Origin of the sequence: Barnesiella sp. B2-R-119, from assembly GCF_023656675.1 — a bacterium.
In the GTDB taxonomy this organism is placed as follows: Bacteria; Bacteroidota; Bacteroidia; order Bacteroidales; family Barnesiellaceae; genus Barnesiella; species Barnesiella intestinihominis.
In genome coordinates this window covers 210,602-226,485 of record NZ_JAMOKL010000001.1, presented here as the reverse complement: position 1 = coordinate 226,485, position 15,884 = coordinate 210,602, and the positions used below count along the sequence as shown (strand labels likewise).

The 15,884-nt window shown below is 40.8% G+C and carries 12 protein-coding genes; 5 read left to right on the top strand and 7 right to left on the bottom strand.

Annotated features, from left to right (window positions below; translation table 11 throughout):
- Positions 1-38 precede the first annotated feature (38 nt).
- Positions 39-2,498, bottom strand: a complete 2,460-nt coding sequence (locus tag NBH06_RS00895; RefSeq protein WP_250792318.1) for a phosphodiester glycosidase family protein — start codon at positions 2,496-2,498, stop codon at positions 39-41.
- 487 nt (positions 2,499-2,985) lie between these two features.
- Between NBH06_RS00895 and NBH06_RS00890 the strand changes: the two genes are divergently transcribed.
- The gene (locus NBH06_RS00890) at positions 2,986-4,485 is read left to right on the top strand and encodes a hypothetical protein (RefSeq protein WP_250792316.1); all 1,500 of its coding nucleotides are present in this window, start codon (positions 2,986-2,988) and stop codon (positions 4,483-4,485) included.
- 251 nt (positions 4,486-4,736) lie between these two features.
- Positions 4,737-5,387 carry a ribulose-phosphate 3-epimerase gene (rpe, locus tag NBH06_RS00885; protein ID WP_195492100.1) on the top strand — a complete coding sequence of 217 codons (651 nt, stop codon included), beginning with the start codon at positions 4,737-4,739 and terminating at the stop codon, positions 5,385-5,387.
- Positions 5,388-5,658: 271 nt separating this feature from the next.
- Here the strand turns inward: rpe and NBH06_RS00880 are convergent, their stop codons facing one another.
- The 5 genes from NBH06_RS00880 to NBH06_RS00860 all read right to left on the bottom strand — a co-directional run bounded on the left by NBH06_RS00880 (position 5,659) and on the right by NBH06_RS00860 (position 9,569).
- Positions 5,659-6,852: a transglutaminase-like domain-containing protein gene (locus NBH06_RS00880; RefSeq protein WP_250792314.1), complete on the bottom strand. Its 1,194-nt coding sequence runs from the start codon at positions 6,850-6,852 to the stop codon at positions 5,659-5,661.
- A gap of 13 nt (positions 6,853-6,865) precedes the next feature.
- Positions 6,866-7,600, bottom strand: coding sequence for a copper homeostasis protein CutC (locus NBH06_RS00875; RefSeq protein WP_229066021.1), 735 nt, complete (start codon positions 7,598-7,600; stop codon positions 6,866-6,868).
- 289 nt (positions 7,601-7,889) lie between these two features.
- Entirely contained in the window at positions 7,890-8,519 is a 630-nt protein-coding gene (locus tag NBH06_RS00870) for a DedA family protein (protein ID WP_195492097.1), read from the bottom strand.
- Between the two features lie 100 nt (positions 8,520-8,619).
- A complete protein-coding gene (locus NBH06_RS00865) occupies positions 8,620-9,201 on the bottom strand; it encodes a uracil-DNA glycosylase family protein (RefSeq protein WP_250792312.1) in 582 nt (193 codons plus the stop codon).
- A gap of 17 nt (positions 9,202-9,218) precedes the next feature.
- Complete coding sequence (locus NBH06_RS00860) at positions 9,219-9,569, bottom strand: hypothetical protein (protein ID WP_008860846.1); 351 nt, start codon at positions 9,567-9,569, stop codon at positions 9,219-9,221.
- 111 nt (positions 9,570-9,680) lie between these two features.
- Here NBH06_RS00860 and NBH06_RS00855 point away from each other — a divergent pair, with 111 nt between their 5' ends.
- From NBH06_RS00855 to NBH06_RS00845, 3 genes are all read left to right on the top strand, one after another.
- The gene (locus tag NBH06_RS00855; RefSeq protein WP_021892155.1) at positions 9,681-11,006 is read left to right on the top strand and encodes a DcaP family trimeric outer membrane transporter; all 1,326 of its coding nucleotides are present in this window, start codon (positions 9,681-9,683) and stop codon (positions 11,004-11,006) included.
- A gap of 273 nt (positions 11,007-11,279) precedes the next feature.
- Positions 11,280-12,005 (top strand): polysaccharide biosynthesis/export family protein, encoded by a 726-nt coding sequence (locus NBH06_RS00850; protein WP_195241986.1) that lies wholly within the window; start codon positions 11,280-11,282, stop codon positions 12,003-12,005.
- A gap of 7 nt (positions 12,006-12,012) precedes the next feature.
- Positions 12,013-14,418 carry a GumC family protein gene (locus NBH06_RS00845; RefSeq protein WP_046410271.1) on the top strand — a complete coding sequence of 802 codons (2,406 nt, stop codon included), beginning with the start codon at positions 12,013-12,015 and terminating at the stop codon, positions 14,416-14,418.
- Positions 14,419-14,491: 73 nt separating this feature from the next.
- Here NBH06_RS00845 and NBH06_RS00840 read toward each other — a convergent pair whose 3' ends face one another.
- Complete coding sequence (locus tag NBH06_RS00840) at positions 14,492-15,682, bottom strand: FprA family A-type flavoprotein (protein ID WP_394368618.1); 1,191 nt, start codon at positions 15,680-15,682, stop codon at positions 14,492-14,494.
- Positions 15,683-15,884 lie beyond the last annotated feature (202 nt).

Here is a 15,884-nt window from a genome sequence, read left to right as displayed (position 1 = left end):
TTTCCATTGGAAATATCCCTTATCGATAAAAAACAATCTTATTTTACCCTGAATTTTAGACTTTGGTTTTTTCCGTTTGCTCGGATTGTCAATATATATATTCCGGGAGAAAGGAATCGGTCTGGAATATTATAGGTATAAGTTCCCGGGAGTTCTCGGTTGGAGATATATTCGGAAATTTGTTGTCCTGTGGTGGTCCAAATAGAAATATCGGCACTACCGGTTTGTTGCAAATTATAGTGGAGGCGAAGTTCTCCTTCGGCAGTGATCCATGCAAAGTTATTTTCGGTATATACATTATTTATCGCGGAATTTGCTTTGACTGGATAGTAGGCTTTGAGTTCCCGCAGGGGAATCGTGATTTCAGAACGGCTGCCCGGATTTAGTACGAACCGTATCGCTTCTAATGTGAGAGGAAAATCCTCAGTGGGAAAAGCTATGCCGTTTTTGGAGAAAGCCCATACGATGGTTTGATCGCCCGTGTCCGATGGAATATATTCGGGTTGCCAGTAGCTCTTTCCGTTTTTATGCGTGAAATCGAAACGGATATGTTTGATGGCTGCCAGTGCTTCTTTCGACAAATTCAGTTGTAGGGAGATTGAGTCGGGTAAACTATATAGACGATAACTTTTACCCATTTCTACATAAGGGTTTCTTCCTGTTTTTTGATCGAACTGCAATACGGCTCCATCTGGCCAGCCGGTCGGTAATTCTTCGTGAGAAATTGAGAGCGTGTTAGATACGGTCGAGGATAGTGGGAAGTCTGATAGATCGGAGAAATTTTCGTGTACAAGAGTCTCCGGAGTTACTTCGACGGTAACCTTTAAGCCGACGGTAATTGTGTCGAGTGTCCCGACGAGCGACGTTTCTCCGTTTTCTATTCCTTTTAAGATACCGTTTTCTATACGGCAACAAGATGGATTGGACGAGGTCCATGCGAAAGCGGCCGGGTCGAGCGTATATACTTGACCGTTGATGTTTCCTTCTAAATTGATTCGGTAGGGACGTACACTGTCTATGAGAATTTCGTCGGCTGCTATATGTATGTCTTGTACCGGCCGGGTCGAAACGGAAAGTTCGGCCGTGATTCCGTTTTTCTCGGCTATAATTTTGCCAGACATGACCGTTTCTCCGGCGTGGAAAACAGCTTCTTTGTCCACCCAACCCAATTCGGCCGGTTCACATCGGAATGCGAAACCTTCTACTTCTACGTTGCGTTCGATCACATCTTTGTATTTATTTTGAGAAATTAATGTGAGGGATGCAAGGGAAATTATCGGTACATTTAATTGTGTTTTTGAGAATGAATAATGGGCCACGCCATTGTCTTCGGGAGCAGTTGAAACAAGAAGAACTCCGTCCATAACTGGGCGTAAAGATCCTCTTCCCGGAAGGTTCAGCATGGTGTGGTCGACGACAATGGCAGTGGAGCCACCGCTATCGAAATTGACTACATTCCAGACTCCATGAGCCAACATCCAATTAGCGATGTCGATACAGTTGATACCGGCACTATTTTCCGATAATTCCGTAGCTACGAAATAGACGGTTTTTCCATCTTGTGACATGCCTGCCATTGTGCGACAAGAAGTTTCATATTCCCGTCCGTTTTCAAAGTCATTATATTCTCCGTCGTGGAGTTTTCCTTCATAGGCTATGCTGGGGTATCCGTGGAATGCTTGTAAGATATTGTCTGGTGGTGTTCCGAATTTTCCGGCAACTAATTTTTGCGAGATGGTTATTTCTTCGCCCACTTTTATATCGGGGAGTGAATTCAGTTTTGTATTACGGAGATATAGAACAAAATCGGTGTCGGAAGTTTGTAGGGGTAAATCCGAGACTTCGAGTACATCGCATACCGTGGGAGTTCCATTCACGATCCAATTGGATCGGGGGCGTATTTTTATGTATCTTCCCTCGGCATCCAGATTGAGCGAGTTCATATTTGTGAACAGGACGCAATCTCCGTTGCGGATTGTTTCTGCGCCCCAGTTGAAATGGTCGATTGTCACTTCGTCACCCGATGCCGAAATTGCTTTGCATTCTGGAACGGGAAAAAAGACCGATGCCGTTTTATCTTGGGTAATAGCAAATGTAGATCTTCCGCTACCTGCTGGCATAGAGATGACACCGTTGCTAATGTTTAGTCCGATACAGACGCCTTCGTCATAACTGAAAAAGTCATGATTGAAGGCCGCGCATACTTTATGCCCCGGGGTGGTTAGCCGCTTTGACATGTCTTGTACCAATTCCCGTTTTAAATCAGGAACGGAGTTGTTCGACTGTACTTGTTCAATTACATTGTAAGGATTGGTCATGTCGATAGTGGTCGCCCACAGTGTGAGGGGAACCGATTCGTATCTGATTTTGATGTACTCTATACCGGGGCCTATTTCGTAGTGTTCCAATGTGTCGGCTACGCCCCAATTGGGAGCCGCGGCCGTGACGGAGAAAATTCCTATCACTATAAAAACGAAGAGCGTAAGGTTCTTTTTCATGTGTTTTAATATTAGTAAGATCTTGTGATAAAACTAAATTAGTTTTAATAACAACAAAGATATACTACTTTTTTGAATTTTAGAGACTGTTTATTCTAAAATATTGTATTTAAATATTATTTATTGTGTCGATTTTCTGGCGGGTGATCGTTTTATCGTTCCTTTGAAAAGTTTGTGTTAGGATAAGATATTGTTTAATAGTGCTTTGTCGCTTCATTTTTTCTTGTAGTAGCCGTGATGGTAAAAAAATTGACACTATTTAATTTCCATTATTATAACGAGATTCATATATTTGTTTAATATTATAGAATAGGGCTATAATTATTAAATTTATAGTATAGTTATGTCGGTTTATAGTAATTGGAAATATTTCTTCGATTCTTTTTGGAAATTTGTGTCCCGTAATAGTTATCCTATTGTTTTAGTATTGTTTTTTATATGGATATGTATAGGTATTTTCCCGTTGACATGTTATGAATCAGATAGTATGCATGTTATTGCGGGGTGTAATATCATGTATAATCAGGGACTTACATTCCCGCCAGTATATTCTTATTTATATGAAATGCAACCGTTGGTAACCTATACGGTGGTAGGATTCAAATATGTATTTCCGTTTTTAACATGTGAACAAATCTATTGTTTGCTGTCTGCCATATGCGGGGCTCTATTTATCGTGGAAAGTGTGAATTTCGTTTATCGGATTACATCTTTTAGAAAAATATTTATTTTGCTTTCTCTGTTTCTTATTTCAGAATCTTTTGCCATTTCGATGTATCCCAATTCGGCGATTTTTGCGGCTGTGTTTTTTGTTTGCGCTCTAAACAGGTTATTAGATGGAAAGTTTTATGTGGCAATGGTGTTGATGGTAATCGCTCCTTTATATAGGATAGATATCTTGATAGTTTATCCGGTGGTATTTTTTATTTTTTTGTTTCAAAGGAAGAGTGTAAAAGAGAGTATAACGAGATCGGTATTTTTAGCTGTTCTCATACTTCTATTTGTGACGATTGGATATTGGGGGCTGCGGGCAAATCCTTTAACCGCATTGACCGGTTATAACGGTATGAATGAAACACACAGTTTCGCTTCGCAAGTAAAGTTTGCGGTATTTACGTTTTATACGATTCTCAATTTTGTTTTTGTCCCTATGGGTTTGGTTGTCCTTTTCCGGGAAAAGAAGTTTGGAATTATGGGGATAGCGTTGATTCCTATTATTCTCATTCATTTTATGTTTCGTTATACAGGGTGTGCGCCTAAACATTATTTATATTTGATTCCTTTTGTTTCTCTCATAAGCGTCTATGCTATGAGGTGGATATATGAGAGGGTCAAAGGGAAACCGGTTTTAAAGTACGGTATAGTTTCTATTGTAGTTTTGTTTTTATGCCTCGGTATAAGAATAGACTTTCCCGACTCGCCGTGGAGAAATGTTCCTGATTCGGATGCGAAGTTAGGTCCTTATGTTCAATTTTGTAGGGAAAATTATACGAAATATCATGTCACGATAGGAGTGGGTGCAGGTCAACTGATACCGACGTTAGACGAGTATATGTTACTTAGCGGGAATTTATTTTATCCGTTTTATATTCATGAATATAAAACGGTAAAAGAGGGTAAGCGAATCGCAGTAAAAAAATGGTTCGATGAGAAAAAAGACTATAATTTATTGGCATGTAGTTGGGAAGATATATTTTATTTTCCCAACTACATGCTCGAAGAAGGGTATGAATTTAGAGAGTTGCCTTGTGAGAATTTTACGTATGAATTATTAAAAGGCGATAGGCGAGTGACATTATACACCCGAGAAATTCTGAAAGGCGATATACAAGGAATGGTTCAGGCGATTGACGAAGTTAATGAATATTCCAAAGGCGAAGACCTTTATATTGTATCGGCTCTTGAAAATCAAGACTATTTGTTGAATAAACTATCTGTTAGCGGAAAAGTTCGTAAGCAAATGGATAGACTCTATAAAGTAAATTAGATAGTTTCTCAATATTTTTTTTCGAGGATATATCGAATAATTCTGCGTTTGTATAAAATGTGATTATGGAAGCCATCTGTAATGCTAAATAAATTTGTTTTTGCTCTCATTTGTATTACCTTTGATGAGAGTTAAGATTCGTTGAAACTCAACAGACCTGTTCTGTATTTGCTCTGTATTATATTTGTGTGAATACGAAAGCAGACGGAGTGTCTGTATGATACCGAAAAAATCGTTTATACGTAAAAAATATGAGTGTGATAATTTCTCCATCATTGTTGTCGGCAGATTTTGGAAATCTGAACAGTGAGATAGATATGATAAATGCTAGTGCCGCCGATTGGTTGCATATCGATGTGATGGACGGTGTGTTTGTCCCGAATATTTCTTTCGGGTTTCCGGTGTTGGAATTTGTGAATCGGCGATGTGAAAAACCTCTTGATGTGCATTTGATGATCGTCGAGCCTCAAAAGTTTATACCAGAAGTCAAGCGTGTGGGCGGAGCTATCATGACGGTTCATTATGAGGCTTGTACACATCTTCATCGGGTTGTTCAGCAGATACATGCAGCAGGTATGCAAGCCGGAGTTTCATTGAATCCTCATACACCGGTGTCCTTGTTGGAAGATATTATCGAAGATGTCGATTTGGTTTTGCTGATGTCGGTAAACCCCGGCTTCGGCGGGCAGAAGTTCATTCCTCGCATATTGGATAAGGTGAGGGATTTGAAAGAGATGATCGCTCGTAGAAATTCGCATGCGGTTATAGAGATAGATGGCGGGGTAAATTTGGATACCGGTCGGCAATTAGTTGAGGCAGGGGCCGATGCATTGGTTGCCGGTAGTTTTGTTTTCCACTCGGATAATCCTATCGATACGATTGCTCGATTGAGGCAGTTGTAAAAGGAAATATATGGGATAGCCCCTATCGCATATTCGTGTGCAGAGGAGGAGGGTGGAACATTTTTTATTTCGTTACAATCCGACGAGTTTTCTATACAATAATATAAAACATTCTAAATTTCTCCCCTGTGTTTTGCAACGTAAAATATAGGGGAGAGATCGAAGAAATGATAGTTTCTGAGGAGAGGGGTTAGATGTATAAAACCACAATCCCCTCTGATTTTCTACTGAGCCGTTTTTTCAGCTCCGGGAGGTTTAATCCGTTATCAGATTATTGCATATAACCTTTGACTGTCATCGGGTCGTTACCTACTAAAACTTCAACCGTTGTTTTTTCACCTCGGCTGTTCTCGTAGGCGAATGTATAAGTATGGCCTTTTTCCAATAAGAAACTCAGTGCATCGTTCATATCCTGCAAAGGACCGGCTGTGCGGCCTCCACCCACTTGTATGCCATTGCAAAATACATCGACGTTTGCTTCTACTCGATCACCGGAATCGGAGCTATGCCGTTTATCTCGGAACATCATGAAAGTCACATTCGTATGGGTCCCTTGTTTCGTAAGGATTTGGGTCGATTCGGTGTATATATCTCGATAACGTTGCGATACATCGATACCATGAACACTGCGTGCATCTTCATTCCACGCCATTGGAAACCAGTCTCCCGTAGGTCGGAACGATACAGCATAAATTCCGTGTGTATGGTCTCCCGATACTGATTTTCCTGCATCGGCCATAAACCAAGCCTTGTCGAGTACAGGAGGTTGATAATATTCTGTGGAGAACCATGTCCCATCTATCCAAACTTCTGTCCAACTGTGGTTACCTCGATTGTCGTGCCAAGCGGCAGTCCCTGCAAAACGAGCCGGAATACCTACGGAGCGAAATGCGTCGACCAAAAGAATGGATAACCCGGTACAGGAAGCCATACCTTGCCTTATCGATTCAGCAGGACTTTGGTTGGTCTTTTCCCGAAGCGTGTTGTATTCCACTCCGACCACTTCGGGGATAATTCGGTTTATTGTGTCGATGGCCGCTCGTATGTCTGTGCATTTGGCTACACGAGGAGCGAAACGATTATAAAAATTTTGTCTCCACGAGTCCCGAGTTTCATCTACCACGGCATAGGGCAAAACTTCGTTGAGGAAGATAGAGTCTGGTAGTGCTTTTGTCCATGAAAATTCAGACCGAACCCGACAGGCGTATGCCACGTTCTCTTTTAAAAGATCGAGATTCATCGTGTCGCGGTCTCCCTGTGGCATCCAAACTATCAGGTAAGCCATCGCTTCTTGTTCGTCGTGTGGCGTTTTGTGTAATAGTAATCTTAGGCTATCTGCACGAGACGACTGGTTTAAAACGGTTTCGAGTTGTCGTTTATAATCGGTTGAGATACCAGAGGTACAGGCAGAGAATGAGCAAATCAACCCGACAAGCAGTAGAAAAAATGGAGCTTCTTTTCTCATGTGAGAGTCGTTTTTAGATTAGTTGGTTCAGAATATTACGAATCATGGTTGGGTCGATTCCGATTGATGCATATTCGGGAATCCCCTGTACTCCGCCCATTGAGATCGACGGATTTTTATAGGTCATACGGCTTTCTGTTAAGTTTCGAGCACTGAAATGTATGGCATCCACTCCGGTGTCGGCAAGCAGTTTGACGTTCGATGCATTCACTCCGCTTCCTGCCATTACGGCTATTCGTCCTGCGGAGGCTTTGACTAACGAATGAATGTTCTTGATTCCTTCCGGTGCTGTGTTACGTCCTCCCGAAGTGAGTACCCGACAGCAACCGACTCTCACGAGGGCTTCGAGGGCTTCGTTGGTATCGCAGGTCATGTCGAAAGCCCGGTGGAATGTAAATTCCATTTCTTTGGCTGCGGCGACCAATTCTGCTGTGCGGATTTCGTCTACTCGTCCGTCGGAAGTGAGTATTCCCGCTACCACACAATCTGCTCCGCAGTCATGGGCAAAACTAATTTCTTCGAGCATTTGGTGAAATTCTTTGTCGGAGTAGAGGAAGTCTCCGCCACGGGGACGAATCATTACACTCAGTTTCAAATGAGGAATTCGACGAGCCATGCGAATGAATGCGGCCGATGGGGTAGTGCCTCCCTCATAAGGAGATGCACACAGTTCTACACGGGTGATACCCATATCGGCGGCTATTTGGCAGGCTTCGAGTGTGAAAGTGCAAAGTTCGGTTTCTATCATGATTACCGTTTCTCTAAATTGTGTATCGAATTTTCATTTTCAAAGGATTTTACAAAGATAGTGAAAGGTGAGTGTAGAGACAAGCGGAAATATTGTATCCGATTTGGCTATGCCTAACCGAATCCTATCTTCGTAGTTGCAAAGATAGATATTTATTGATGGGATGCAAGAGGGAAAAGTGGGTCATTGGTTATGTGTAGTCATACCCTATGTATTGTATCATTCAATAAATACGAACAGCTATGCGATTATCGCATAGCTGTTCGTATTTTTACAAGTGGAAATATGCTTATTTCAACTTTTTCATTCCCTTATAAATGAGAAATCCTACGATAAATACACAAATAGCGATGAGTATATAGAGTATTTCGTGGCTATACATCTGTACTTTCGAGATAAGTTCGTCTTCGGGGATAACAGCATGGAATCCATATCCTATGGCGGCCAATACGATATTCCAACACATGGCGCCAAGAGTCGTGAAAAGAATAAATTTGGAGAATTTCATACGTGCCAATCCTGCCGGTATAGAAATAAGTTGACGTACAGCCGGTATCAGTCTTCCGATGAGGGTGGATATACTACCATGCTTGTCGAAATAGCGTTCGGCTGTTTCGACTTTTTTCTGGTCGAGCAGACAGATATGTCCGATGCGGCTGTTGGCGAATTTATAAACGAGCGGACGTCCAATCCAACGGGCTAAATAGTAATTAATGATTGCACCGAGGTCTGCTCCGAGAGTCCCGAAGATAACCACCAAATACATGTTTAATTCTCCGTAAGCGGCTTTATATGCGGCCGGTATAATGACGATTTCGGAAGGGAAAGGAATAAAGGAACTTTCTATCATCATTAGAAATGTAATAGTCCAGTAGTTTAAATTATCGAGACACCACTGAATGAAAGATAATGATTCCATAAAAAAGGATTATAAAATTTGCACTTTTATGGCTGCAAAGGTAATATATTCGTGTTACAAATTTGAATTTTTGTGAAAATGTAATCGTATTTTAATATGGCTATTGCTCGAAGTTTTGGAAAATGGTACGGTATATTTTCGCCTTATCGGTTAGAGGCTTGGGATAAGCGCGGGAAGTGGAGGGCATACGGTAAAGCCGGAGGCGGCGATTATGGTAAAGAAAATCGACGAACCCTCCGATCGCAGGAGCTGGTGAACCTGTGATAGAAAGTAATGTGTCGGTTGCCTTTTGTCCTGTGGTCACCAGAGTATGACAGCGAGGAATTTGATCGAGTATTCCGGCCAGATTTAATGGCTCGACGACTTCGAGGGTTAAGTCTGAGGCATTTCCGTTTAGGCGATTGGCAACGGCTACTGTATCGCTTACAGCAATGGCTTTTTCCCGTAGAAATTGTTCGATGTTGTCTTTACGGAATTTTTTCTTTTCTATATCTACAAAATGATCTTTGTCATCGAAGAAGATAAGCCCAAAAATTCTCCACATATCGTTGGTGTAATTGGGATAGAAAAAATCCATCGACCAGCGCTTGCGGGGAGGCGGAAAACTTCCTAGCAATAGGAGCCGGGCATTGGGTGGAAGAAATGGGGCGAGGGGGTGTATCTCTGGTTGAAGTGGATTCATCTTTTTATCGTAAATAGTTAAAAGGAGAGGTCGCTTGGTTCGTCGTTGATTTTCCAGAAAATGTTCTCGGCGGCATCATATCGATATTGTCCTTCTCGTAATGTTTCTGTTTGGAAATCTTCTTTCTCGAAAACGTCTTCTCCCTCGTCGAGTATATAAAATTCGTCGTTCGTATCCGTTGCTTGTATGGTCGCTATGTACCCCTCTGGGATTTCGAAGATTTCGTTTTCTTCTACTTCTATCATTTCTCCGTCATAACCTTGTTGGAATAGAATGTCGTAGGCATCGAAATCGTCGTTCTCATCGTAGCCCATTTCGTCCCTGATCGTATCGAATTCGGGGGTTAAGAATAAAGTAATTGTTTCCATAATTATGGGGATTTATTCAAAATACAAAGGTACTTATTTTTACGATTGTTTCAACAATTCATGTACCTCGTTGTTTTAATTATCGATGAAACGTTTAAATCCCAAGAAAGTATGAAAAAATTATTTGTTTCTTGTTCCTGTTTTTTGGTGACGGCATTATTATCGGTACAGGCTGATAATAAAATGGATAAACAGACCGATGTCGTTGTAGAAGAGTGTGTTTGTCAAGGCCCTTCACAGTCGCCGGCTCGAGTAATTCTTTTGTGGGGGGAAACCCCACCGAATGACGAATTGATGGCGATGTTTTACGACACTCGGTTATTGCATTTCCAAGACCCGCGAGCCCCTCGTTTTTTGCTGATAGATCGTAAAGGGCGTGCGGCATTGGGTATAGGTGGTTATGTAAAGGCTACTGCTTCCTATGATTTTGACGGGGCTCTGCCTAACCGGGATTTTGTGACATACGATATCCCTGTTCCCCGTAATCCGGCGGAACGTAATCAGTATCAAATGGATGCTTCTACCACACGTCTGTTTTTGAAATTAGTCGGGGCCAATTCTGTATTAGGAAAATATACCGTTTATGTAGAAAGTGATTTTCGGGGAGGACAGGATTACGGTTTTCGTCTCAGACAGGCTTATGTGAATGCCCGCGGCTTTTTAGTCGGACAGACTTGGAGTACCTTTGTGGATCCCGCAGCAGCTCCTCCTACAATCGATTATGAAGGTCCAAATGGTATGACTAGTGTGCGTAATGTTATGTTGCGTTATACTCTTGATTTAAGTAAACATTGGCAGGTGGCATTGGCGGCCGAAGCACCTTCGGTGACTTATACGCTAAGTGATGGTAACAATATGGCTATTCGTCAGCGTATGCCCGATATTCCGTTTTATGTCCAGTATGGTTGGAACGAAGGGAACAATCATATACGAGTTTCTGGTCTTATACGAGGTTTGTCCTATCGGGATTTGATGGCCTCTCGAAATAAATCTGTTTTGGGTTGGGCCGTGCAACTTTCGGGATTAGCTAATATTACACCGAAGGTAATGCTGTATTATCAAGGGGTTTATGGACGAGGATACGATAGATACTTGAACGGTTTGAACGGGAAGGGTTTCGATTTGATTCCAGATCCCAATAATCAAGGGAAACTTTATGCACCAGAAACATTAGGCTATGTGGCTGGCATACGGTATTCATTCTCTCAAAAATTCTTTATTTCGGCATCTTATAGTCAAAGTAGATTATACAGCAAAACCGGGTCGCTCTCGGAAAATTCCTATCGATATGCTCAATATATTGTCGGGAACGCTTTTTATAATTTAACTCCCGATTGTAGTATTGGACTTGAATATCTTTATGGTCGTCGTTCCAATATGAATAGGGAAGATGGTCAGGCCAATCGAATCAATGCAATGATTCAATATAATTTCTGAAAAAGGGGAATTATTGTTGAGCCCGTTCTCTTTGTTTAGCGATAGTGAAGAGGGAACGGGCTTTGTTGTGCAATGTCATGAATCGCGTTTGGATCGTGGTTTTTCTGATAAAAATATTGTTCGCCATGTAAAAAGTGTTATTTTTGCATGGCGATTATATAATTGGGCCATTATTTAGAAACAGAGCACATAATGAGATATTTGTATTTGACGTTTTTTATGATACTTCTTTGGGGGATAACGTCTTGTTCTTCTTCGAAGAATGTTCCCTATATGGTTGATATTGAAGATATACCTGCCGAAGTATTGAATGCTGCGACGGTTCAGTCTTCTCCTGTTTTAGCTCCGGGGGATATTATAGATATATCGGTAGTGGCTAAGAATCAAGAGGTTGTTATCCCGTTTAACAAGAGGTTGATGCAAGGAGAGGCTTATCTGCGAGGAAATGCATCGAAAGCCGTTGAATATTATTTGATTGATCAGGCGGGTAATATCGATTTCCCGGTGATTGGGCGTATTCACGTAGCGGGAAAAAGTAAGATGGAGGTAGAACATTTGATTCAAGAACTCCTTTATCCCGAATATCTGAATGAACTACCCCAAGTGACTGTGTGGATACAAAACTTTTCTATATCGGTATTAGGAGATGTGAATAGACCGGGATTGTTTACCATAGAAAACGAACGAGTGAGTATATTGGATGCGATCGCTTTGGCCGGAGATTTGGCTATAACAGGTCGCCGGGATAATGTGCTGTTGGTGAGGGTAAATTCAGATGGAACTAAGAGTATAGCGAGAATAAATTTGAATGATAAGAATTTGATATCTTCGCCTTATTTTTATTTACAGCAGAATGATGTATTGTATGTTCAACCAAACAAATCCAAAGCCAATTCTGCTGTTGTCGTACCTCCCACGACTTCATTGATTTTTAGCGCGACTTCAATTTTATTGACTATCGCTAACCTTATTATTACAGCTTGGAGTATTTCGAAATAAAAGTTTTATGGAAGATAAGCAGAATACATCTGTAAAAAATGCATCGGAAGAGGCATTTGATGTTACGGGCTTCTTTTTAGAATGTATTTCATATTGGAAATGGTTTGTGGCCAGCGTGGTCGTACTTGCTGTGGCGGTAATGTTTTATTGTTTCAGGCAGACTCCGGTTTATGAGGTCACATCTGCAGTATATATTCAAGACAATAAAGGAGATAACAGCAATATATTATTGGAAAGCCTAGGACTATCTTCCTATAAGAAAAATATAGATAATGAAATAGAAGTCTTACGTTCGAAAAATCAGATTACAGATGTCGTCGAAGCTCTTAATTTGTACACGTCTTATTCTTGGAATTCTTTTTTGAGAAATGTTCCATTGTATGAAGAGACTCCGATAGAAGCAGTTCTTGATTCGATTGATGTGCGTTCGTTAAAGGCTTCTTTGAATATTAGAATAAAACCGCAAAACGGAGTATTCCATTTGGAGGCGAAGACTCGAAATGTGAGGGGCGATGAGGTAGAAATTTGTAACACTACGGTCGAAACTTTTCCATATTCCATACCTTTTCACAAGGGATTTATCCGACTAAGATATACTGGCGATACGATTCCTACCGTGGATAAAACGTTGAATATATCTTTATCGAATCCGAGAAGCGTGAGTAAGTCTATTGCCGGAAATTTGACAGTGGCTTTTGCTTCGAAAGATGCAACGATTTTGAAGGTCGTATACCGAACTCCGGTAATAAAAGCGGGTGAGGATTTTATAAAAACACTGGTCGATTTTTATAATATCGATGCGGCCAAGCAAAAAAATCAAGGGACTGAAAAAACGCAACAGTTTATTGATGCTCGTTTGGATTCTATTTCAAAAGATTTATCGGTTGTAGAGGCGCGAGTAGAAGAATATCGCCGTCATAATAATTTGATTGATATTTCGTCTGAGGCGAAATTATATTTGGAGCAAACCGGATTTACCGATGAGAAGTTGGCCGAGTTGGAGTTGCAGAAAAGCCTTGTCGATTATGTAGAGAAATTTTTATCGATACCTCAAAATGAATATATGCCCATTCCTGCGTTGGGAATTGACGATAAAGATTTAGCTAAATTAATAGGAGAATATAATAAAAGTCTGCAACAACGAGAAAGATTATTACATTCATCATCGGAATCCAATCCTGTTATCGTTGAGTTGACGAGAGATATACAGACTCAAAGGTCATTGGTACTGAAAGGTGTCGAAAGCATTCGTAAAGGAGTAGAAATTAAAAAGAGAGATTTATCCCGTCAGGATAAGATTATCGAAGACAAGATTAAGAACGTACCTCAATACGAGCGGGAATTATCCGATATTATGCGTCAGCAAAGGATAAAGGATAATCTGTATGTATTCTTGTTGGAAAAAAGAGAAGAGAATGCATTGGCCAAAAGTATGACCGTACCGGTAGCACGCATTATCGACGATCCGGATTCTACGGGAGAACCAGTTTCTCCTAAGAAAATATTGCTGCTTTGTGCTGCTGTTTTATTGGGCGTTTTGTTGCCGGCATTTGTGATTTACCTCAGAATGTTGTTATTCCCTGTGTTGAAAGATAAGAAAATGCTAGAACGTCTTACTTCCATACCTGTTTTGGCTGAGATATCTAAGAAGCCGGGAAATAAATTTTTTGTGGTTGAGAAAAAGAGTGTGGAGCCCATTGCCGAACTATTCCGATTGTTGAGGAATAATTTACAGTTTGTCCTTACTGGTCCAGAGAAAAAGGTGATAGCGGTAACATCGTCGGTAATGCATGAAGGAAAGACATTCGTTTCTTGCAATATGGCTTTGAGTTTTGCCCTAACGGGAAAACGGGTGCTTCTGATAGGTGTGGATATACGACGTCCTCGTTTGGCTCAGCATTTCCAAATGTCCAATATGAGGGGTGTTACTACCTATTTGTCGGGTGGAGATTCTGATCTTTCGGCTCTTATTCAATCTTCTGGAATTGATTCTAATTTGGACGTTTTGCCGGCAGGGCCTGTTCCTCCTAATCCGAACGAATTGTTGATGAGTTCTCGTTTTGAGCAGTTGGTCGATTATGCACGATCCCATTATGATTATGTGATTTTGGATACAGCACCATTGGGTATGGTATCCGATTCATTTTTGTTGACCCGGGCTATCGATGTGGTTATTTATGTAGCGAGGGCTAATTATACGAATAAAGCGTCGATCGAGATGTTGAATGCATGGATTGACAATAAGCGTATCAATGTGCCGGTTTATCTTATTTTGAATGATGTGAATATGAATTCAAGGACTTATTCATATCGCCAATATGGTAGCGGAAAATATGGTTATGGATATGCTTCTTCGCGGTCGGAATATGTTATTCCGTGGTATAAACGTTTGTTCAGAAAAAGTGATAGTTAATAGAAATGATTTTGAGTATAAAAGAACGGGAAAGAATAAAATTCTTTCCCGTTCTTTTATTGGATTTGTTGAATCATCGAGTTAACCGAGCTGCCATTTCTTGTGCAAGGTTTCTACATTGCTCCTTTATAGCTGGAGTAATGCTTTGTTTCATTTCTATACAGCAGGGGATAGTTTCCCATTTCATGGATTCGGCGAATGCGGCGAGGTGTTTTACTGCCGCACCGGCCCAAGTGAAAGAACCGAAATAGGCAAACGTGCGATTCTTGATATCCCGTGTAGCAATCATTTCGGTGAGGGTTTCGACTGCCGGAAATAATCTGTTAGAATAAGTAGGGCTGCCTATAATGAGCCCCCGGTAGCGGAATATGTTTTGGAGGATATACGATGGGTCTTCGTGGGAAACATTGTGGAGTACAATCTCTTTGATTCCGTTGGCTGCTAGTTCACGAGCTATTTCTTCGGCCATCTGTTCGGTATGCCCGTACATACTGCCATAAGCGATAACAACACCCGGTTCACCTTCATATCGACTGAGGCGATCATAAATGCCAATGACTCTGGTTATTTCTTTTTCCCATATGGGTCCGTGTGTGGAACAAATCGTTTTGATTTCTATGTCGGATAGTTTTTTCAGTGCCGTTTGTACGGCTGGCCCGTATTTCCCCACGATATTGGAGTAGTAACGCACCATTTCGCTCCAATACTTATCCGTGTTTAATTGACTGTCTGTAATGCCTCCGTCCAAAGTACCGAAGCAGCCGAAGGCATCCCCTGAAAAAATCAATTTGTCTTCGTTAACGTAGGTCATCATTGTCTCGGGCCAATGAACCATCGGCGTAAGATGAAATGTGAGAGTCCTTTTCCCGATAGACAAGGATTCTCCGTTTTTAATACAAAGAGTATTGTCGTCTATTCCATAATATCCTTTAACCATTTCGAGGGTTTTGATATTGCCTACAATTGTCATTTGAGGATATTTTTGACGAATAAATTGTATCGAGGCAGAATGATCCGGCTCCATGTGGTTGATTATGAGATAATCTATTTTCCCGTCCCCGATAATCTCGGCTATGTTGTCGAGTAGTCTATCGGTATAAGCGGCATCCACAGTATCTATTAATACATTTTTTTTATCGGTTATCAAGTAAGCATTATAGGATACTCCGTATGGAAGCGGCCAAAGATTTTCGAATTTATATTTACACCGGTCATTTACTCCTACATAATGTATACCATTTGTAATTTCTGTTATCTTCATAATCGTATAATTAATTTGATATTTGATGATAGTCCTCTTGTTTGTAGATTATCGCTTATTTGAAAATGATTCCAAAAATACGAAAAAATAGAAATCTTTGGGAAGTTCAAAATTTATTTTTTCCTTTGTAATAGAAAACCTTAAATGGTTATATAGTTTATTAACAAATTTACTAATAGGTGCATATTGTACCAGAAAAACATTA